Source organism: Klebsiella sp. Ech2A (assembly GCF_030078455.1).
Classification (GTDB): Bacteria; Pseudomonadota; Gammaproteobacteria; order Enterobacterales; family Enterobacteriaceae; genus Klebsiella; species Klebsiella terrigena.
Window position 1 is genome coordinate 1 of record NZ_JAQGFU010000073.1, and the last position, 21334, is coordinate 21334.

The following is a 21334-nucleotide window of genomic DNA, read 5'->3' on the forward strand; positions in this document are numbered from 1 at the left end:
TTAGAGACCTGGGTGATGGCCAGCAGCCGGGTGCGCGCGTCAAACAGGCCCGGTACCGCATCCAGCTGCAGGGTTCCGTCCGGATTGAGCGGGATCACCCGCAGCTCGGCGCCCACGCGGGCACAGAGCAGCTGCCACGGAACGATATTGGCGTGATGCTCCATGGCGCTGACGATGATGTTATCCCCGCCCCCCACGTTGGCGCTCGCCCAGCTATTGGCGACCAGGTTGATGCCTTCGGTGGTGCCGCGGACGAAGACCAGCTCCTCCGCTGAGCGCGCGTTGAGGAAGGTTGCCGCCTGCTGGCGAACCTGCTCCATGCGCGTCGTCGCCTCCGCGCTAAGAGTGTGAATACCGCGATGCACGGCGGCATAGCCGTGACGGTAAAACTCCGCCTCGGCGCGAATCACCGCCTCCGGTTTTTGCGCGCTGGCGGCGCTGTCCAGATAGGCCAGCGGCTGGCCGTTGACCTCCCGGCCGAGCAGCGGAAAATCTGCGCGGACTCGTTCAACAGAAAATGTCATGCTGTCTCTCCCGGTAAACGCTGGCCGATGCGCGCGAGAATTTGCTGCCTGAGCGCCACGTCGCCGATGGCTTCCGTCAGCTCGGCGGCGAAAGCGTACAGAATCATGTGCTGCGCCGCCTGCTGGGTAATGCCGCGCGAGCGCAGGTAAAACAGCTGTTCGTCGTCGATGCGCCCGATGGTGGCGCCGTGGCTACACTTGACGTCATCGGCGTAAATCTCCAGCTGCGGCTTGGTATCCACCTCCGACAGCCGGCCCAGCAGCAGATTGTTGTTGGTCATCTGACCGTCGGTTTTAATCGCGTTCGGCGCAACGTTAATCAGGCCATTAAACACCGCCCGGCCTTTGTCGTTGACGATGGTTTTATGCAGCTGGCGGCTGTTGCAGTAGCCGACGTCATGGTTCAGCCAGGTGCGGCTGTCGCAGACCTCGTTTTTGACCGGCATCGCCAGGGAGTTGATCCGCAGGTTGCTGTTCTCACCCCGCAGCTGCACGCTGGTATTCTGGCGCAGCACCGCGCCGCCGAGCAGGAAGCTGCTGCTAAAGGCCGACGCATCGCGGCCCAGAGAGAGGTCGTTGTGGGCAAAGTGGTAGCTCTGGGCATTTTCAAAGGCCAGCTTGATATGCTGCAGATGGGCGTTATCCGCCACCGCGGCGGTCAGCCGTCCGCCGGTGAAATGGCGCTGCTCGTTGAGGCTGACGTAGTGCTCGATAATCGTCGCCTCCGCGCCGCTCTCCAGCTCCAGATGATGCCGGTAGTGCGCGGTGTTCATCTCTTCGCCCGCCAGCCCGCGCGTCACGTGCATAATCAGCAACGGCCTCGCGGGGCGCTGGTTGCGCTTCACGCGAATGCGGGTCACCGTCGGCGCCAGGCTTTCGGTCAGGTGCAGAAACAGCTCCGGCTGCAGCGCGTCGGGCAGCGCCTGACGCTGGTTATCGATATTCACTTCGTAACCGCTGTCGCCCAGCGCGTCGCTCAGCGCTTCGCTGTAGCGGCCATCGATAAACACCAGCCGCCAGGCGTCGACGGAGAGCGCCAGCGCATCCCGCTGCGCCTCGGTTAGCGCCTCGGGCTGCGGGGCAACAAAGGTGCCGCCAAGCAGCGCATCCAGCGGGGTATATTTCCAGTGTTCATGCTTACGCGTCGGCATCCCCAGGCGCAGCGCCTGCTGCAGGTGCTGGTGCGCTTCCGGCGTTCTCAGCTCCGCCTGCTCTTCAAACAGGTGGTGCCACTGCTGCAGCGCGTTACTGCTGTTCGGTAAGCCAGCCATAGCCCTGCTCCTCCAGTTGTTTGACCAGGGTGAAGTCGCCGGATTTGACGATCCGCCCCTGGTACAGCACGTGGACGTAATCAGGCTTGATATAGTCGAGAATACGCTGGTAGTGGGTGACGATAATAAACGCGCGCTTGCCGTCGCGCAGCGCGTTAACGCCGTCAGATACGATCTTCAGGGCGTCGATATCCAGCCCCGAGTCGGACTCATCGAGAATGCACAGCTCCGGCTCCAGCACCGCCATCTGCAGAATGTCGTTGCGCTTTTTCTCGCCGCCGGAAAAGCCGACGTTGACCGAGCGGGTCAGCAGATCTTCCGGCATCTTCAGCAGCTTAATTTTCTCTTCCATCAGATCCTGAAAATCGAAGCGATCCAGCTGCTCCTGCCCGCGATAGCGGCGCACCGCGTTCAGCGCCGTTTGCAGGAAAAACTGGTTGCTGACGCCCGGAATTTCCACCGGGTACTGGAAGGCCATAAAGATCCCTTCTCCCGCGCGATCTTCCGGCGCGAGCTCGAGCAGATCCTTGCCCTTAAACTCAACGCTACCGCCGGTCACCTCGTAGTCTTCCCGCCCGGCGAGCGTTGCGGAGAGCGTGCTTTTCCCGGAGCCGTTGGGCCCCATAATGGCGTGAACTTCGCCGGGTCGGATATCGAGGTTCAACCCGCGCAGGATCTCTTTATCGTCAACGGATACCTGCAAATCTTTAATGCTTAACATGTATATTCCTTAATTCGGCAGTCTGCTTCGGGCGGCGCCATCGCGCAGCCGGCATGGGCCAGACTGTTAACCGACGCTGTGTTCAAGGCTAATCGCCAGCAGTTTTTGCGCTTCCACGGCAAATTCCAGCGGCAGCTCTGAGAAGACATCCTTACAGAAGCCGTTAACGATCATTGAGATCGCATCATCTTCACTGATCCCGCGCTGCAGGCAGTAGAAGAGCTGATCTTCACCAATTCGCGAGGTGGTGGCTTCATGCTCCAGCTGGGCGCTGTTGTTACGGCACTCAACGTACGGGAAGGTGTGCGCCCCGCAGTCGGGCCCGATCAGCATCGAGTCGCACTGGGTAAAGTTTCGCGCGTTGGTCGCCGTCGGCATAATTTTGACCAGCCCGCGGTAGCTGTTCTGGCTTTTACCGGCGGAGATCCCTTTGGAGATAATCGTCGAGCGGGTGTTTTTACCGATATGAATCATTTTGGTGCCGGTATCCGCCTGCTGATGACCGCTGGTCAGCGCCACCGAGAAGAACTCGCCGATGGAGTTGTCGCCGCGCAGAATGCAGCTCGGATACTTCCACGTTATCGCCGAGCCGGTCTCCGACTGGGTCCACGACATTTTGCTGTTTTCACCTTCGCAGAGCGCTCGCTTGGTGACGAAGTTGAGGATCCCGCCGGTGTTGTTATCCCCGGGGAACCAGTTCTGCACCGTGGAGTATTTTACTTCGGCATCTTTGTGGATGATGACCTCAACCACCGCCGCATGCAGCTGGTAGCTGTCGCGAACCGGCGCCGAGCAGCCTTCGATATAGCTGACGTAGCTGCCCTCGTCGGCGACGAGGATCGTGCGTTCAAACTGGCCGGTTTTTTCGGCATTGATGCGGAAATAGGTCGATAGCTCCATCGGGCAGCGCACGCCTTTCGGCACGTAGATAAAGGTGCCGTCGGAGGCGACCGCGGCGTTCAGCGCGGCGAAGAAGTTGTCATTGCCGGGCACCACGGTGCCGAGATATTTTTTCACCAGCTCCGGATGATCGTGGATCGCTTCGCCAAAGGAGCAGAAGATGATGCCCTGCTCCGCCAGCTTTTCCCGGTAGGTGGTGGCGACCGAGACCGAGTCAAAGATGGCGTCCACCGCCACTTCGCGCCCTTCGCGTACCGGCACGCCCAGCAGATTGAAGGCCTCTTCAACTTCGCTGGTCAGATAGTCGGCGGGGCCGGTTTGCTGCACCGCACCCGGCTCGGAGGCGCAGGTGTCGTCGCAGTTGCCGCAGGAGGGCGCGGAATAGTAGCTGTAGTCCTGATAGTCCAGCTTGTCGTAGTGCGCCTTGAGCCAGTGCGGCTCTTCCATCTCCAGCCACGCTCTGAAGGCGTTCAGCCTGAACTCAAGCATCCACTCCGGCTCGTTGCGGCGGGCGGAGATCGCCCGCACCACCTCTTCGTTGATGCCCTTGGCCAGCTCATCGGTCTGTAACCGGGTAAAAAAGCCTTCTTTATAGTTCAGCGGCCCGCCGGTCCAGGTTTTGACATCGTCAGTTGTTTCAGTATTACGAGACATAATTACTCCGCCTGAACCCCAAAGCTTTCACCGCAGCCGCACTCGTGCTGCGCTTTCGGGTTATGAAACTTAAAGATTTCATTTAATCCTTCCCGAACGTAATCCAGCTCCGTACCATCAATAAACGGCATGGCCTGCAGCGGCGCCCACAGCTTCGCGCCTTCGAACTCAAACAGCAGATCGTCTTTCGCGGGCTCTGCGATAAGCTCCATCACGTAGGCAAAGCCGGCACAGCCGCTGGTTTTTACGCCAAGACGCAGCCCCTGCATCGGCGGCTGCTTGCTCACCAGCTCACGGATATGGGCGGCGGCGGCGGGCGTCATGATCAGGCCACGCCAGCTAAAATCGTCGGGATTAAAGGTTCCTGCTTGTACTTCCATCGGTCTACCTCATTGGTTGGCGCCATCAGGGCATCTCACCATGTTAGTGATAACGATTATCACTTCAACCCATCTGGAGAAGGGGTATTCGCCCCTGAGACTCTTTTATGGCCCTTTTTATAAGCATAGACCCTGCTTTACTGCTTATCAGGTCTCATTTTTTCTATTTAATAGACTGAAAAATAATAAGTTATTTGATGTGGGTTGGCAGAAAATGCGGCAATGGAAAAGATGCATCGAAAATACCGATTTTTGAGATAGGAGATGAAAAAATCCGCCTTTCAGCGACTTATCGGATATTCAAGGGGTTATATAGTCACACCGCCGCGCGATCGGGCGCCTCCGGCCGCGTTCCGCCCGGCGTTGAAGGCGCGGCGACTTTTCAGCTATGCCGCGAAAAGCCTCATCCAGTCGCAGAACTTTGTGCCGTCCTCACGAATACCACACTCAATCTATAAGTATTATCTGAAAACCAGGGTTGTTGTGTGGCTATATGTAGACATTTTGGTTATAAAGTCGCCCGTCCCGCGGGGATTAAGTTTTAATCACTATGATCAAGCTGGTGTACAATCTTCGCTTATAATTTCTATGGGTTTCGGCATGATGTCGGAGCCGCTGATAACCTGGAGCTTTTGTCGTAACGGATGATAGATATCAGTATTATGTCGATGTGCATGGTAGTTCTTCTGGTAATGAGCGTACTGCTGGACTGAAAGCCTGTTGCGCCACAGCTCTTTGCCGCGCTGTTCCGATTCTCGCCGCTTATCGGCCGGCCATAGCCGTGTCCTGATGAAACCGACCCTCGGTTTTACCTTCCCGCGCGCCCTCCTGCAGAGCCTCCACAGTCGTTAATAAATAAGGAGATTTGGAGGATTCGCCCCCGGTGGGATTGTCGGCCCGAAACCTAACCTCTAAGATTTTAGCCACACACTTAAGAGGTAACGAAGATGAAAGGAACAATCATTGCCCTGTTAGCAACCGTTTCTATTGCCGCCGCCAGCGCCTTCGCCGCGGATAAAAGCGAAACGCCGCCTGTGCGGGATAACGCCGGACAGCCGCCGTTTGAGATGAACCAGCAGCGTGGCCCCATGCCCATGCCTCCACTGCCGCCGAGAAAGCCGGCGCTCTTCTCCGCGACCGTTGCCAGCGATAATCCGACTGACACCATTAATAAGCTCACCGCGTTAATCCCTGCCAGCAAAGCCCGGCATTATGAAGTCCATGTTGAAGTCGTCGCCGTACCCGATATGGCAGAAACCGGAACCCTGTGATTTTGTCGGGTTAATTAAACCGTGCAGGCGCGATGAATAAGCGGTCGAAATGGATTTACCCGCCGGGTTTATGGGGTTGTTTGTCACCCGACGCATCGGCATGGCTATTATGCAAACGAAAAAAAAGCTGCCAATAATAACGGCAGCTTTTGTATCTTATGACTCAGTCTGATACTGAAGGGCTATTAGCTCTTAATCTTTCTGTAGATAAACAGCACCACCAGCGCGCCAATTACCGCAACGACAAAGCTACCGAAATTAAACCCGTCAACCTTGCCAAAGCCGAAGAAGGTGCTGATCCAGCCACCCACTACCGCACCGATGACCCCCAGAATGATAGTGACGAAAAAGCCGCCACCGTCTTTGCCCGGCATAATCCACTTAGCTAAAATACCGGCAATAAGACCAAAAATGATCCAGGAAATGATACCCATGGTTAACTCCGTCCTCTTTGTTGCTCTGCAAGTGCATAGTGATTAAATAGTAGCATATACGGAGCGAAAAAATCATGAACTATATATTTATTAGAGGATTACTTGCCGTAGCAGCCGAAGTGGTCTACATATCAAGAGAAGTCGTTAACGTGAAAAGGGATAAAAGATGGGGTATTACGTCATTAAAAAGTCAGAGAAGAGCCTGTCCCAACCCTGGTATTTCTTACTGAAGGCCGATAACCACGAAACCATCGCCACCAGTGAAATGTATGCCTCGAAGGATGCGGCTAAAAAAGGAATTGCCTCGGTGCAGAAGAATGGCCCGAGTGAAATAATTAAGGATGAATCGCTATAAAGAATATGGGGGAAGACTTTCCCCCATATATCACCTCAGGCGGCGCGCGCGCTTAAACCACCGCCGTCGTCAGCCGCGACGAGCAGCACAGGCGCCCCTGCTCGTCGGATATTTCAATCTGCCACACCTGATGGCGAGACCCGACGTGCAGTGCTTTACAGACGCCACGCACCCGACCGCCGCGAACCGAACGGATATGGTTAGCGTTAACCTCCAGCCCCACCACCTTTTGCTCGCCTTCGCTGCATAAATAGCCGGCAACCGAACCCAGCGTTTCGGCCAGCACCACCGACGCGCCGCCGTGCAGCAGGCCGAACGGCTGATGGGTTCGGCTGTCTACCGGCATCGTGGCTTCAATGGTGTCATCGGTAAACACATCAAAGCGGATATCCAGCAGGCCCACCATATTGCCCTCGCCCATGCCGTTGAGCTGTTCCAGCGTTGTCTGACGTTTCCAAATCATCCAATAATCTCCAGCAGCGCCTGCAGCGGGTGACGTACGCCGCTGCCTTCAATACGCTTAACCTGACTACGGCAGGAGTAGCCGGTCACCAGACAGCGGTTGCGCGGCAAACGCTGAATCGCCTGTTGCCAGGAAAGCGCGTAAATCGCCAGCGAGTTGGCATGGTTTTTAACCTCATGACCGTAGGTTCCGGCCATGCCACAGCAGCCCACGCTGACGTTTTCCAGCTTCGCGCCAAAGCGCGCAAAGATTTCGGCCCACTGTTTCGGGGCCGCCGGGAGCGCCGTGACCTCCGTGCAGTGACCAAACAGATACCACGCCTCGCCGCCGCTATCCTGCACCGCAGTTTCAGGCAGGGCCCGCGGCAGCCATTCATGCACCAGCATCACGCGGAAGTCGCCGCGCTTATCGCCCAGCGTCTGGTTGTATTCATCGCGATAGCACAGCACCAGGGCCGGATCGACGCCGACCATCGGGATCTCGAGCTGCGCCATCCGGTTGAGGAAGTCCGCCGTTTTCTGCGCCGTACGGGCGAAACGCGACAGGAAGCCTTTAATATGCTGCGCCTTGCCGTTTGGTGAAAACGGCAGCAGCACCGGCTGATAGCCGACTTTTTCCACCAGCCGGATAAAATCAGCCACCACCTGCGCATCGTAGTAGCTGGTGAACGGATCCTGCACCACCAGCACCATTTTGGCCTTTTGCTCGGCGCTCAGCGCTTCAAGCTGCTCCAGCGTCATATTCGCCGAACGGTGGCCGACCATTTGCTGCTTCAGCGACGGCGTAGAAAGCAGCGGTAAATCCACCATCCCGATGTGCTTCTCCGACAGCTTGCGCATCCACGGCTGGTTAATGAAGAAGTTAAAGGTTTTCGGCGCCTGCGCCATCAGCGGCGCGTAGGATTCCACCGTCGCCACCAGATGGTCGCGAACCGGGCGCAGATAGCGGCTGTGGTAAAGCTGCAGGAAGCGCGAACGGAACTCAGGAACGTCGATTTTAATCGGACACTGGGTAGAGCAGGCTTTGCAGGCCAGGCAGCCGGACATCGCCTCTTTGACCTCATGGGAGAAGTCATACTCGCCCTTGCGCGCGTGCCAGCTGTTGCGGGTGCGCTCAATAAGCTCGCGCAGGCTGGCGCGTTTCTCCGCCAGCTGGCTCTCCAGCTGATTGGGATCGATACCCCGATCGGCCAGCAGACGCAGCCATTCGCGCACCAGCGTTGCCCGGCCTTTCGGCGAATGGATACGATGATTGCTCACCTTCATCGACGGGCACATCGGGCTTTTAACATCAAAGTTAAAGCACAGGCCGTTACCGTTACACTCCATCGCCCCGCGCCATGAGCCGCGTACGGCGATAGGGATCTGGCGATCGAAGGTGCCGCGTTTCACCGCGTCCACCTTCATCATCGGCGCATCGACGCCTTCCGGCGGGCAAATTTTACCCGGGTTAAGGCGGTTATCCGGGTCAAATGCCGCCTTCACCTTCCGCAGCTCGCCGTAGAGCTCGTCGCCAAAGAACGCCGGGCTGTACTCGGCGCGGAACCCCTTCCCGTGCTCACCCCACAGCAGGCCGCCGTATTTGGCCGTCAGGGCGACCACTTCATCGGAGATCTGCTTCATCAGCACTTCCTGCTGAGGATCGCACATATCCAGCGCCGGGCGCACGTGCAGCACCCCGGCATCAACGTGACCAAACATGCCGTAGCTCAGGCCGTGGGCATCCAGAAGCGCGCGAAACTCGACGATGTAATCCGCCAGATGCTCCGGCGGCACGCAGGTATCTTCGGCAAAGGGAATCGGTTTAGCCGCCCCCTTCGCGTTACCCAGCAGCCCTACCGCCTTTTTACGCATCGCATAGATACGCTCGACGCCGTCCAGCTCGCCGCACACCTGCCAGCCGATGACGCCGGCCTCGCCCTGGGCGATCAGCCGCTCCAGGCGCTGACACAGCGAAGCTACCTGGCCGTCGATCAGCTCGACGTCATCGCCGGAAAACTCGACGATGTTCAGCCCCAGCATCTCTTTATCCGGCACGTCGGCGATCAGTTCGCTGACCGAGTGCCAGACGATATCCTCCCGGGCGAGGTTGAGCACCTTCGAGTCGACGGTTTCCACCGACAGCGCGTTGGCGGCCACCATAAACGGCGCATTGCGCAGCGCGGAGTCAAACGAATCATACTTAACGTTCACCAGCCGACGCACCTTCGGCAGCCGGGTGATGTCGAGACGCGCTTCGGTAATAAACGCCAGCGTCCCTTCCGAACCGGTTAATACCCGCGTCAGGTCGAATTCGCTGAGATCGTCATTAAAGACGTGGCGCAGATCGTAGCCGGTCAGGAAGCGGTTAAGTTTGGGGAATTTATCGATAATTAGCTGGCGCTGCGCTTTGCAGCGCTGGTAGACGGTGCGATAAATGCGCCCGATTGCCGACTGCTCGTTCGCCAGGGTTTCTGCCAGGGCTGCGGGAATGGCCTGGGTATCCAGAATATCGCCCCCCATCAGCACCGAGCGCACGCCCAGCACGTGATCGGAGGTTTTACCGTACACCAGCGACCCCTGGCCGGAGGCATCGGTATTGATCATTCCGCCGAGGGTGGCGCGGTTGCTGGTTGACAGCTCCGGCGCGAAAAAGTAGCCGTACGGCTTAAGATATTGGTTGAGCTGATCTTTAATGACCCCGGCTTCGACCCTAACCCAGCCTTCTTCCGGGTTAATTTCGATAATGCGGTTCATATAGCGGGACATATCAACGACTATTCCCGCGTTCAGCGACTGGCCGTTGGTGCCGGTGCCGCCGCCGCGTGGCGTAAAGACCAGCGTTTTAAAACGCTCATCCGCCGCCACTCTCGCCAGCAGCGCGACGTCCGCCGTGGAGCGGGGGAATAAAATCGCGTCCGGCAGCAGCTGATAGATGCTGTTATCCGTCGCCATCGTTAGCCTGTCGGCATAGCTGGTGGCGGTATCGCCGGTAAAACCTTGTTGCTCCAGTACCTGCAAAAAATTCAATACCAGCTGAACGACGCCTGGTGCTTGAGAAATTTGTGGGATCATAACGCTTGACCCTGCCTGACTATGTTGTGTTGTAAAAACTTCATCCTTCGAGCGCTTTCGTCAGCCGCTTTTGCTGCGCCGAACGTTGACTTAGGCAAACGTCGCGAGCTTTCACCTGCCGGTTCGAGGTATCCTGGATGATTTTGCGTGTGGGTAACTAAACGATTGCGTAGTGCAGTCAACTTTTTATCACATTTTTTTCATATGCGCCCACCAGATTTATGTGCAGAATCAGGCTCGTGAAATTATTGGTATTATTATCAGTATATGGAATTACGCTGCGTCAGCCTTTTGGCGCCACTGGAAAGGTAAAATTTCTCTATGATTAACGAGCGTCAGCCCCGGGATATACCGCAGGTTCTGCTATCGGTGCTGTTTTTGTCCCTGATTATTGTTTCCTGCCTGTGGGTCGTACAGCCCTTTATTCTGTCATTTGCCTGGGCAGGCACCGTGGTCATTGCCACCTGGCCGGTACTTCTCCGCCTGCAGCGGCTGCTGTTTGGCAAACGCGCCCTCGCGGTGCTGATAATGACCGTGCTGTTATTCCTGCTGTTCGTTATCCCGATCGCGCTGCTGGTCAACAGCCTGGTCGATAACAGCGCGCCGCTGATTAAAATGTTTACCACCGGTAGCGTCAGCCTGCCGGATTTTGCCTGGCTGAACAGCATCCCGCTGATTGGCGGCAAGCTCTACTCCGCATGGCATGGCCTGCTGGATATGGGGGGCGCGGCGATCATGGCCAAAATTCGGCCCTATATCGGCACCACCACCACCTGGTTTGTGGGGCAGGCGGCGCACATTGGCAAGCTGCTGGTCTACTGCGGACTGATGCTGCTGTTTAGCGCCCTGCTCTATTGGCAGGGTGAAAAGGTGGCCTATGGCTTCCGCTATTTCGCCACCCGCCTGGCGGCCAAGCGCGGCGACGCCGCGGTACTGCTGGCAGGACAGGCCATTCGCGCCGTGGCGCTGGGGGTGGTGGTTACCGCGCTGACTCAGGCGGTACTGGGCGGCATCGGCCTGGCGGTCACCGGCGTGCCTTACGCCGCGCTGCTGACGGTGGTGATGATCTTCACCTGCCTCGTTCAGCTGGGGCCGTTGATTGTGCTCATCCCGTCCATTATCTGGCTGTACTACAGCGGCGATACCACCTGGGGCACCGTGCTGCTGGTGTGGAGCTGCGTGGTGGGGACAATGGATAACGTTATCCGTCCGGTGCTTATCCGCATGGGTGCCGACCTGCCGATGATTCTGATCCTCTCCGGCGTTATCGGCGGCCTGATTGCCTTTGGCATGATTGGCCTGTTTATCGGCCCGGTCCTGCTCGCCGTATCATGGCGGCTGTACGACGCCTGGGTGCACGAAGTTCCGCCGCCGCCGAAGGACCCCGATCGGGTGCTGGCCGAGCTCACCGAGCTTAATGCCGGCAATATCAAAAGCGACAAGTAGGCCCTGACAGCACATATCAAGGCGGGGAAACCCGCCTTAAACATAAATAAACCTTATACATTCATGCCTGCCTGACGCCCTCACCGTTCCTTTCGCTACATATCCCACGCATATCCTTCACTTCAATTTAACTATTGAGAGGAATCCGATCGACGCAAAAAGTCCCCATGTCTACTATATGAGCACGGTTATAAATCAACACCTTGATTTATAAGCATGGAAATCCCCTGAGTGAAACAACGAATTGCTGTGTGTAGTCTTTGCCCATCTCCCACGATGGGCATTTTTTTGTCTAAAACCAGTTACTTAGATATATATCGCAAACGCTCAATGCACTACTTGTGTACAGTTCAGGGGGTTTCCAGGACGTCCATAGTCTTCACCTCAATCTTCAAAATCAAAGAGATGGAGTGTGTATTGCCTGCCTGGATATGTGTCTAATTTTGACCACATCCCGCCCATTGAGTAAGCAGCGAATGGCCCGTTGCCACGGTCTTAAACGGTAAGTAAACAGCAATAACTGGCGGTATCGTCCTTACCGGATGTCAGGTGCAAGCTGCGATATCTCTGATACCACGTTTTACACGTGGCATAAAAAATACGATAGGATTTCCCCTTCTGAACTCAAACATATATGGCAGCTGGAAGAGAAGAATCTCAGGCTGAAGAGGCCGGTTGCCGATCTCAGCCTCGACAAGGCGATGTTGCAGGATGTTCTGGCAAAAAAGATCTGACACTGACCCGGCTGAGCGAATGGGTCAGGAATTTACAGGCCCGATACGGTGGCAGAGAAAAACAAATCTGTTTTGCGCTACGACTCAGCCGCAGCTCATTCAGATATCGTGCTGTTACTGGCAATGACAGTGCATTGCGTCTGCTCAAAGTTATCGACCTTTACGCCCGCGAATGCCTGGGGCGTTTAAATTTGAAAAACTCCAGTCCGAGAGTAGCTCGGATCCATTCAGTTTTAGTGTGGCAACACATCCTAATATCCCCCCCACAATATTTACTCCTCAGAAAAGAAGTCCTGCTCGGAGTTCTTTTCCCATAAATCAGAACGATGCTCAGACATAGCTCCGAGTGCTTCACAAAGAACGTAAAGCGGTTATTAACACAATAGTTACTGGATTTTGCGATGATTAACGTCAACCCAGGTAGATTGATGTTTGGCTTCTGCAACCGCATTCATAGAGATATCAGGCAGACCAGACGCTTAGCGCGTAGATAAGGAATATTACTGATTGCATTGAAATATACCACTAGCAATTAATTATCACAGTAATACATTCATAATAAATATAACCCCCTCTCGTTTTTACCAATACATACATTTAAGACACTTATCAACATAGAAGTCTTGAGTTCCTCCTCGATTCTGTGATTTATTATCCACTCATTCATTAAGGAGTTTTGAAAACATGGCGATGCCTGCTTATTTATGGTTAAGAGATGATGGTGACGCAATTATTAAAGGTGGAGTAGACATTCGAGGTCGTGAATTTAGTATCGAGATAAAAGGATTTCATCATAATCTTTCTATCCCCACGGATAATACCACTGGTAAGCCCACGGGAACGCGGCAACATTCATCCATGATGATAGTTAAAGAGTTTGACTACTCCAGTCCATACCTCTACAAGGCCGTAGCATCAGGACAAAATTTAGTTTCGGCAGAGATTAAATGGTACAGGATCAATGACGCAGGTCAGGAAGTGGAGTATTTCAATATGTTCCTTGAATGCGTTCGAATTGTGTCAATATCCCCAACAATGGCCTCACCACATGATCCGAATAGTAATCACGTTGAGTCAGTAGAGTTACGTTACGAGAAAATCACATGGACGCACTGTGATGGCAATATCAGGTATACAGACGCATGGAACGAACGTCAGACAGCTTAACTTGAACGGGTGACTGCATGGATACTACAGAAGAACTTAGCGGAACCTACTTCTATCACGGTCACACTAACGTAACGCCCATGGAACTGTTTAACCTAATCTTTATCGAGCAGTTAGCAGATTCTTTAGGGATAACAACGGAGGCGGCAACAATGGTTGTGATTGGTCAGCCAATAATTCCTGTCACAGGTAAGCTATCAGCGGAGACAAACACACCAGGTACCAGTATTGCGTCAATACTAAGCAGGAGGCTCTTGAAAGATGCTCGTTTCCCTAATGGATTAAAATTCTCAGCACCTATGGGTAAGCTCTCTAAACTTAAGATGGTTTCAACGCCTAAACTAGCAACGTTCATCGGCCGCTGGGTACCGTTCATAGGTTATACTCAGTTGATTGTGGCACTTACAGTGACAGCCAGGCGTACTCGAGATAAATACAACCAGATTGCCAGACCTTCAGACCGTATATTATGGACTGACTTCTAATGAGAGATTTTGAATCAGAAGTTATACAATATTTAATGGATAACTATCCTGTAAGGCGACACTGGTTAAAACCGGGCTTGAAACAGGTGACAAAAGAATGGACGCTTCAGGACGATTTCAAATTTTCACCCGAAGATGCACATGATTTTCTGTTGGACGTGTTTGAACACTTCAATATTGAACACTCCGGCTTTGACGGGACTAACTATTTTGAATATGAGTATCCATTCTGGCAAAACGCCCCCCTTGAAAGAGAACTTAAACCACTTACGGTGGAAATGATCGTTAAGTCTGCCAAAGCAGGTCGCTGGCTTTATGAATAACAACCCCCTCCGCTACTTAGGATATTTTTCCGCTTTATGTACCTGACCGCAAAATACCTAATCATGTGGCCATTAAAATAAAAAACCCCGCCATTAGCGGCGGGGTTTACATGGGCAAAGAGTGCGTTATTTGTTGAGCTCAGCCAGACCAAGCCAGGTTTGCACCACGGTATCCGGGTTCAGGGACAGGCTATCAATCCCCTCTTCCATCAGCCAGGCAGCAAAGTCCTCATGGTCGGACGGTCCCTGCCCGCAAATACCGACATATTTACCCTGCTTCTTGGCCGCGCGAATCGCCATCGACAGCAGCGCTTTCACCGCGTCGTTACGTTCGTCAAACAGCTCAGAAACAACGCCAGAGTCGCGATCCAGGCCCAGCGCCAGCTGCGTCATATCGTTCGAACCGATAGAGAAGCCGTCAAAGTACTCAAGGAACTGCTCCGCCAGCAGGGCGTTGGACGGGATTTCACACATCATGATGATTTTGAGGCCATCCTCGCCGCGCTTCAGGCCCTGACGCTCCAGCTCTTCCACCACCGCTTTCGCCTGGGCGACGGTACGAACGAACGGCACCATGATCTCGACGTTGCTCAGCCCCATGTCGTTACGCACGCGCTTAACCGCATCACACTCCAGCGCAAAGCAGTCGCGGAAGCTGTCGGAAACGTAGCGGCCGGCGCCGCGGAAGCCGAGCATAGGGTTCTCTTCTTCCGGCTCATAGCGCTCGCCGCCCACCAGGTTGGCGTATTCGTTAGATTTGAAGTCGGACAGGCGCACGATAACGCGTTTCGGATAGAATGCCGCGCCCAGCGTGGCGATCCCTTCCGTCAGGCGACCGACGTAGAACTCTCTCGGTGAATCGTAGCCTTTCATCAGCTCGCGGATTTCGTTCTGCAGGCCAGGCTCCTGGTCATCGAACTCCAGCAGCGCGCGCGGATGAACGCCAATCATTCGGTTGATGATGAACTCCAGGCGCGCCAGGCCTACGCCTTCGTTTGGCAGGCAGGCAAAGTCAAACGCCCGGTCCGGGTTACCGACGTTCATCATAATTTTCAGCGGCAGGTCGGGCATTTCGCCCACGCTGGAGCTCTTGACGCTGAAGTCCAGCAGCTCAGCATAGACGTAGCCGGTATCGCCTTCCGCGCAGGAGACGGTCACGTTCTGGTTTTCCTGGATGCGATCGGTCGCGTCGCCGCAGCCCACCACCGCCGGGATCCCCAGCTCACGGGCGATAATCGCCGCGTGGCAGGTACGCCCGCCGCGGTTGGTCACGATGGCCGCCGCTTTTTTCATGATCGGTTCCCAGTCCGGGTCGGTCATGTCGGTAACCAGGACGTCGCCCGGCTCGATGCGGTTCATCTCGCTGATATCATGGATAACCTTCACCGGGCCCGCGCCAATGCGGTGGCCGATGGCACGCCCTTCGGCGACAATCTGCCCCTGAGCATGCAGCGTATAGCGCTCCATGACCTGGCCGCGCGAGCGCACGGTTTCCGGACGGGCCTGGACGATAAACAGCTCGCCGGTATGGCCATCTTTCGCCCACTCGATATCCATCGGACGGCCGTAGTGCTTCTCGATCTGCACCGCCTGCTTCGCCAGCGCCTGCACTTCCTCGTCGGTCAACGAGAAAATATCGCGCTGCGCCTGCGGCACATCCTCGATACGCACCTGCTTGCCGTGCTCCTGGGTCGGCGCATAAATCATGCGGATTTTTTTCGATCCCATGGTCCGGCGCACGATAGCGGGACGGCCAGCTTCCAGCGTTGGCTTATGGACGTAGAACTCATCCGGGTTTACCGCGCCCTGCACCACCATTTCCCCCAGGCCCCAGGCAGAGGTGATAAACACCACCTGATCGAAACCGGATTCGGTATCGATGGAGAACATGACGCCGGACGAAGCGAGGTCGGAGCGGACCATGCGCTGCACCCCGGCGGAAAGCGCCACGCCGCGGTGATCGTAACCCTGATGCACGCGATAGGAGATCGCACGATCGTTAAACAGCGAAGCAAACACGTGCTTCACTGCGACGAGCACGGCATCGAAGCCCTGCACGTTGAGGAATGTCTCTTGCTGCCCGGCGAAGGAGGCATCGGGCATATCCTCGGCCGTGGCGGAGGAGCGCACGGCAAAAGAGGCCTCAGCGTTGTCGGCGGACAGCTGCTTATAGGCATCGCGAATTGCGTCTTCCAGTTCGCTCTGGAACGGGGTATCGATGATCCACTGACGGATCTGTCCCCCCGCTTTCGCTAATGCGGAAACGTCGTCAATGTCGGTTTTATCCAGCAGTTCATAAATGCGCTGGTTTACGCCGCTTTGGTCCAGGAACTGATTGAAGGCATCAGCGGTGGTGGCAAATCCGTTCGGTACGCTAACACCCATACCGGACAGATTAGTGATCATTTCACCAAGGGAGGCATTTTTGCCCCCAACTCTGTCTACATCATTCATGCCGAGTTGGTTATACCAAAGCACCAGCGGTGACGAGCCATTGTTGGACATCGAGACAATCCTTTTGTGATTTAATACCAGTGATAAAAAACTCACGATCAACTACGGGATTTATCCTGACATATTTACGCGGCTGAAAAAAACGGTGAATCGTTCAAGCAAATTATTTTTTCTTTTTTAGGACAGTTCACCTGATATAGCTAACTCAATGATTCTTCACAAATCTGCTGAAATAAGAGACAAAAAATAACCAGCCGGCAAAAATGAACCTACCTTTTCATTAAAAATAAAAATAGCGTTTCATTTTTAAAGTGAGACAAAACATAAACGGATATGCTTAAATTTAATAACTGCTTTCAGGTAATTAAACTCATTATACCGGATGGTCAAAATGGAAAGTGCTGTAGATCGCCACGTATTTTATATTTCCGACGGGACGGCCATTACCGCCGAGGTGCTGGGGCACGCGGTGATGTCGCAGTTTCCGGTCGCTATCAGCAGCGTTACCCTGCCTTTTGTGGAGAATGTCAGCCGGGCGCGGGCGGTGAAGGAGCAAATCGACGCGATCTATCAGCAAAGCGGTATCCGTCCGCTGGTCTTTTACTCCATTGTGATCCCGGAAATTCGCGACATTATCACGCAAAGCGAAGGATTTTGTCAGGATATTGTGCAGGCGCTGGTGGCGCCGCTGCAGCAGGAGCTGCGCCTCGACCCCACGCCGATCGCTCATCGTACCCACGGCCTGACGCCGGGTAACCTGAACAAGTACGATGCGCGTATTGCCGCCATTGACTACACCCTCGCCCACGACGACGGCATCTCGCTGCGCAATCTCGATCAGGCCCAGGTGATCCTGCTGGGAGTCTCGCGCTGCGGCAAAACGCCGACCAGCCTCTATCTGGCCATGCAGTACGGTATCCGCGCCGCCAACTATCCGTTTATCGCCGACGATATGGATAATTTAATCCTGCCCGCCTCGCTCAAACCGCTACAGCACAAGCTGTTCGGCCTGACCATTAACGCTGAGCGCCTGGCGGCGATCCGCGAAGAGCGTCGGGAAAACAGCCGCTATGCTTCGATGCGTCAGTGCCGAATGGAGGTCACCGAGGTGGAGGCCCTGTACCGCAAAAATAAAATTCCCTGCCTGAATAGTACCAACTATTCAGTAGAGGAAATCGCGACGAAAATCATGGATATCATGGGGCTGAATCGAAGAATGTACTAACACACTAGTACATTATTGAAAATTTGTTTATGCTATCACCCGTGGCCTATACAGGATCATCCCCCGCTCTTGCAATAAGCGGGGATTGGTTTATCGTGATGCGCATCACTTCCCGGCAGTTTCGTCGCGGAAGAAACAGATTTTTGAGACCCCAATGAATAAAACAGACGAACTGCGTACCGCGCGCATTGAAAGCCTGGTAACGCCTGCGGAACTGGCCCAGCGGCATCCCGTATCTGCCGATGTCGCGGCACACGTCTCAGCTTCCCGCCGCCGAATTGAAAAAATCCTTAACGGTGAAGATCGCCGCCTGCTGGTGGTTATTGGCCCATGTTCCATTCACGATACCGAGGCCGCGCTGGAGTACGCGCGCCGCCTGCAGGCGATGCGCGAGCGCTACCAGCCGCAGCTGGAAATCGTGATGCGCACCTATTTTGAAAAACCGCGCACCGTTGTCGGCTGGAAGGGTTTGATCTCCGACCCTGACCTGAACGGCAGCTATCGGGTCAATCACGGTATCGAAGTAGCGCGTCGCCTGCTACTGCAGATCAACGAGCTGGGCGTGCCAACCGCCACCGAATTCCTCGATATGGTGACCGGACAGTTTATTGCCGATCTGATCGGCTGGGGCGCCATCGGCGCGCGCACCACCGAGAGCCAAATCCATCGTGAAATGGCCTCCGCGCTCTCCTGCCCGGTCGGATTCAAAAACGGCACCGATGGCAACACGCGCATCGCCGTTGATGCGATTCGCGCATCCCGCGCCAGCCACATGTTCCTCTCTCCGGACAAGCAGGGTCAGATGACCATCTATCAGACCAGCGGCAACCCTTACGGGCATATCATTATGCGCGGCGGCAAACGGCCAAATTATCATGCGGCGGACATTAGCGCCGCCTGCGATGCGCTGCGCGAGTTTGATCTGCCGGAGCAGCTGGTGGTGGACTTCAGCCACGGCAACTGCCAGAAGCAGCATCGTCGCCAGTTGGAAGTGTGCGAGAACGTGTGTCAGCAGATCCGCGACGGATCGACGGCCATCGCCGGCATCATGGCGGAAAGCTTCCTCAAGGAAGGGACGCAGAAAGTGGTTGCCGGGCAGCCGCTGACCTGGGGCCAGTCGATTACCGACCCGTGCCTGAGCTGGGAAGACAGCGAGCGCCTGCTGGCTGAACTGGCTGCGGCAACCGCCACTCGCCTGTAGGCTCACTCTCCCACCGCACTGGCGGTGGGAATCCCCCCACGTGCCGGGATATCCCCACCGTTAGCCTGCCAAATATAGTACTTTGATAAAAAACGCTTGCCGTGAAAATTAACATTACTGATAATAATTATCATTGTTACTTTTATTTTTATTTTTGGTGCTATGACGCGAATGGATAACACTGCCACAGCTGAAAAAACAAAAGACAATGCCCCTTACCCTGTCGCCACGGATCGCAAAATTTGCAGCCGGGTGCTGCTAGGTCCCGAAGGTCGGGTAGTTATCGAGCATGACGGCCAGCGCTATCTGCTTCGTCAAACCCATGCCGGCAAGCTGATCCTGACAAAATAGCCCTCCCCGCCGCCTGGCGCGAGGAGAGCACGCCCCCGATTGCACTGACGTATCAGCTGGAGCAGCTGACTTCCAGCCCTTTTCCCCAGTCCGGCGGGCGGCTGACGTAATCATCTTCCCGGTCGATAAACGGCTGAGCCAGCGCCTCATGCAGCCGCTCAAGTTCGCCGGTATTTCCCTGTTCCGCCTGTTCGATAGCCCGCTGCGCCAGCCAGTTTCGCAGCACCAGCGCCGGGTTGACGGCACGCATATGCTGCTGACGCCGCGCATCATCAATCTGCTCATCGCGCAGGCGCGCACGGTAGCCGTCAAACCAGCTATCAAAGGCGGCGCGATCGATAAACTCATCGCGCAGCGGCGAGGCGGCGCTGAGCTGCTCGCTGGCGCTCAGCATCCTGAAGGTGCGGGTGTAATCGCTGCCTTCGCGCATCATCAGCGCAAACAGGCCGTCCAGCAGATCGTTATCGCCCTGCTGCGGGGTAAACAGGCCAAGCTTGTCGCGCATGCGGCGGCCGTAGGCGCTCAGCAGCGCGTGCTGGTAGCCATCCAGGGCCGCGTTTAGTGCATCGGCGCTGATGAACGGCGACAGCGACTGCGCCAGACGCTGCAGATTCCACAGCCCTACCGCCGGCTGATTCTCAAAGCTATAGCGCCCCTGATAATCCGAATGGTTGCAGATGAAATCAGGCTTGAAGTCATCGAGGAATCCGTACGGGCCGTAGTCCATCGTCAGGCCGAGAATAGACATGTTATCGGTATTCATTACCCCATGCGCAAAGCCTACCGTTTGCCAGCTTGCGATAAGCGTCGCCGTTCTGGTGACAACGTCACGGAACCACAGAATGTACTTATCCGCCTCTCCGTCGAGCTCGGGCCAGTGATGACGAATCACATAGTCGGCCAGTTGCTGCACCTTTTCCGCCTCCCGGCGATAGTAGAAGTGCTCGAAGTGGCCAAAGCGCACGTGGCTCTCAGCGATGCGCATCAGCATCGCTCCCTGCTCGACGGTTTCACGATACACCGGCGTGTCGCTGGTCACGATCGACAGCGCACGGGTGGTGGGTATGCCCAGAGCGTGCATCGCTTCCGATGCCAGGCCTTCGCGGATCGTCGAGCGCAGCACGGCGCGCCCGTCGCCCATTCGCGAGTAGGGCGTGAGTCCGGCGCCCTTCAGGTGCCAGTCCATCCGCCGGCCATCGGGCAGCTGCTGCTCGCCCAGCAGGATCCCGCGGCCGTCGCCCAACTGCCCGGCCCAGGAGCCGAACTGATGGCCGCTATAGACCTGCGCCAGCGGCGACATGCCGGGTAGCAGCGCTTCGCCGCCCCATACGCCGGCGCCCGTTGACGGCTGAAACAGCGCCTCAGGAACGCCTAACGTCTGCGCCAGCGGCGCGTTGTGCCAGATCGGCCGCGCGTTGCTCAGCGGCGTCGGGGTCAGGGCGGTGTAGAAATCTGGCAGTTCATCACGCCAGTGGGTTGTAAAAGACAGGGTCATGGGTTCCTCCGGCCTTCAGTGTAGTGCCTTCAACAAAGTATTAACACGGGCGAATGACAGGGTTATCAAGATAAAAGTGAGGAAGCCGGGGTCTCGCGTTTGTACCTCTGTTTGTTAACTGAGAAACCCGGAGGTTACTGCCCTCACCCTGTCCGTCTTTTCGCAACACTGAACGTTTTGTGATAAAAAATCGTGCAGCGGGGCCCTTGCTCCCCGCTGAAATCGGCGAACCGAAGCCCGGAAGACAAGGGCTGGCCGCCAGGGATGGCGGCAAGAGGCGAATCGAGACAGGAGCGAGCACCGGAACGGGCGAGCAGGTCGAGTTGAGCCGACCGCAGGCTGCAGGCCGGGAGGTGAGCGCAGTGCGCAGCACCGATTTCCGTGCGGGACCGCGGGGATTGTTAAGGGGAAGACGGTTATCTTCCCC

Annotated in this window: 19 protein-coding genes and 1 other RNA gene; 10 read left to right on the forward strand and 10 right to left on the reverse strand. The window is 55.8% G+C overall.

From position 1 onward, the window contains the following. From PFH44_RS14485 to sufA, 5 genes are all read right to left on the reverse strand, one after another. Window positions 1–524: aminotransferase class V-fold PLP-dependent enzyme (locus PFH44_RS14485; protein WP_283825330.1), on the reverse strand; the 524-nt coding region annotated here is incomplete at its 3' end. Then, entirely contained in the window at window positions 521–1795 is a 1275-nt protein-coding gene (sufD, locus tag PFH44_RS14490) for a Fe-S cluster assembly protein SufD (protein ID WP_283825331.1), read from the reverse strand. The genes PFH44_RS14485 and sufD, both read right to left, overlap by 4 nt. After that, window positions 1770–2516 carry a Fe-S cluster assembly ATPase SufC gene (gene sufC / locus PFH44_RS14495; RefSeq protein ID WP_045858845.1) on the reverse strand — a complete coding sequence of 249 codons (747 nt, stop codon included), beginning with the start codon at window positions 2514–2516 and terminating at the stop codon, window positions 1770–1772. The genes sufD and sufC overlap by 26 nt, the downstream gene beginning before the upstream one ends. Before the next feature lie 66 nt (window positions 2517–2582). Next, on the reverse strand, window positions 2583–4070 hold the full coding sequence (gene sufB / locus PFH44_RS14500) for a Fe-S cluster assembly protein SufB (RefSeq protein WP_045858848.1): 1488 nt from the start codon (window positions 4068–4070) through the stop codon (window positions 2583–2585). A 2-nt stretch (window positions 4071–4072) separates the two neighbouring features. Beyond that, window positions 4073–4450: a Fe-S cluster assembly scaffold SufA gene (gene sufA, locus PFH44_RS14505; protein ID WP_259222998.1), complete on the reverse strand. Its 378-nt coding sequence runs from the start codon at window positions 4448–4450 to the stop codon at window positions 4073–4075. Window positions 4451–5397: 947 nt separating this feature from the next. Between sufA and PFH44_RS14510 the strand changes: the two genes are divergently transcribed. After that, window positions 5398–5721 carry a hypothetical protein gene (locus tag PFH44_RS14510; RefSeq protein ID WP_283825332.1) on the forward strand — a complete coding sequence of 108 codons (324 nt, stop codon included), beginning with the start codon at window positions 5398–5400 and terminating at the stop codon, window positions 5719–5721. A 185-nt stretch (window positions 5722–5906) separates the two neighbouring features. Here PFH44_RS14510 and PFH44_RS14515 read toward each other — a convergent pair whose 3' ends face one another. Further along, entirely contained in the window at window positions 5907–6155 is a 249-nt protein-coding gene (locus PFH44_RS14515) for a GlsB/YeaQ/YmgE family stress response membrane protein (RefSeq protein WP_041146033.1), read from the reverse strand. 166 nt (window positions 6156–6321) lie between these two features. Here PFH44_RS14515 and PFH44_RS14520 point away from each other — a divergent pair, with 166 nt between their 5' ends. After that, entirely contained in the window at window positions 6322–6510 is a 189-nt protein-coding gene (locus PFH44_RS14520; RefSeq protein ID WP_045858855.1) for a YegP family protein, read from the forward strand. Between the two features lie 52 nt (window positions 6511–6562). Here PFH44_RS14520 and menI read toward each other — a convergent pair whose 3' ends face one another. Together menI and ydiJ are read right to left on the reverse strand one after the other, a co-directional pair. Continuing rightward, on the reverse strand, window positions 6563–6973 hold the full coding sequence (menI, locus tag PFH44_RS14525) for a 1,4-dihydroxy-2-naphthoyl-CoA hydrolase (RefSeq protein ID WP_041146035.1): 411 nt from the start codon (window positions 6971–6973) through the stop codon (window positions 6563–6565). Further along, window positions 6970–10026, reverse strand: coding sequence for a D-2-hydroxyglutarate dehydrogenase YdiJ (gene ydiJ, locus PFH44_RS14530; protein WP_283825333.1), 3057 nt, complete (start codon window positions 10024–10026; stop codon window positions 6970–6972). The genes menI and ydiJ overlap by 4 nt, the downstream gene beginning before the upstream one ends. A gap of 321 nt (window positions 10027–10347) precedes the next feature. On the opposite strand from ydiJ, the gene ydiK reads away from it, so the two are divergent. From ydiK to PFH44_RS14560, 5 genes are all read left to right on the forward strand, one after another. Next, complete coding sequence (gene ydiK / locus PFH44_RS14535; protein WP_045858859.1) at window positions 10348–11472, forward strand: AI-2E family transporter YdiK; 1125 nt, start codon at window positions 10348–10350, stop codon at window positions 11470–11472. A 184-nt stretch (window positions 11473–11656) separates the two neighbouring features. Further along, an RNA gene (rprA, locus tag PFH44_RS14540) (antisense sRNA RprA) lies at window positions 11657–11764 on the forward strand. Between the two features lie 1126 nt (window positions 11765–12890). Then, entirely contained in the window at window positions 12891–13373 is a 483-nt protein-coding gene (locus tag PFH44_RS14550) for an Hcp family type VI secretion system effector (protein ID WP_283825334.1), read from the forward strand. Between the two features lie 17 nt (window positions 13374–13390). Continuing rightward, window positions 13391–13858, forward strand: a complete 468-nt coding sequence (locus PFH44_RS14555) for an STM2901 family protein (protein WP_283825335.1) — start codon at window positions 13391–13393, stop codon at window positions 13856–13858. Next, the gene (locus PFH44_RS14560) at window positions 13858–14181 is read left to right on the forward strand and encodes a DUF1493 family protein (protein WP_045858863.1); all 324 of its coding nucleotides are present in this window, start codon (window positions 13858–13860) and stop codon (window positions 14179–14181) included. Before PFH44_RS14555 ends, PFH44_RS14560 begins: the two co-directional genes overlap by 1 nt. Window positions 14182–14307: 126 nt before the next feature. Here the strand turns inward: PFH44_RS14560 and ppsA are convergent, their stop codons facing one another. Next, window positions 14308–16686, reverse strand: a complete 2379-nt coding sequence (gene ppsA, locus PFH44_RS14565; protein WP_045858866.1) for a phosphoenolpyruvate synthase — start codon at window positions 16684–16686, stop codon at window positions 14308–14310. A gap of 340 nt (window positions 16687–17026) precedes the next feature. Between ppsA and ppsR the strand changes: the two genes are divergently transcribed. The 3 genes from ppsR (at window position 17027) to hemP (ending at window position 19412) form a co-directional block, all read left to right on the forward strand. Further along, a complete protein-coding gene (ppsR, locus tag PFH44_RS14570) occupies window positions 17027–17860 on the forward strand; it encodes a posphoenolpyruvate synthetase regulatory kinase/phosphorylase PpsR (protein ID WP_045859617.1) in 834 nt (277 codons plus the stop codon). Window positions 17861–18014: 154 nt separating this feature from the next. After that, a complete protein-coding gene (gene aroH, locus PFH44_RS14575; RefSeq protein WP_045858869.1) occupies window positions 18015–19061 on the forward strand; it encodes a 3-deoxy-7-phosphoheptulonate synthase AroH in 1047 nt (348 codons plus the stop codon). Window positions 19062–19232: 171 nt separating this feature from the next. Further along, entirely contained in the window at window positions 19233–19412 is a 180-nt protein-coding gene (gene hemP / locus PFH44_RS14580) for a hemin uptake protein HemP (RefSeq protein WP_161795705.1), read from the forward strand. 52 nt (window positions 19413–19464) lie between these two features. Here the strand turns inward: hemP and selO are convergent, their stop codons facing one another. After that, complete coding sequence (gene selO / locus PFH44_RS14585) at window positions 19465–20907, reverse strand: protein adenylyltransferase SelO (RefSeq protein ID WP_283825336.1); 1443 nt, start codon at window positions 20905–20907, stop codon at window positions 19465–19467. Window positions 20908–21334 lie beyond the last annotated feature (427 nt).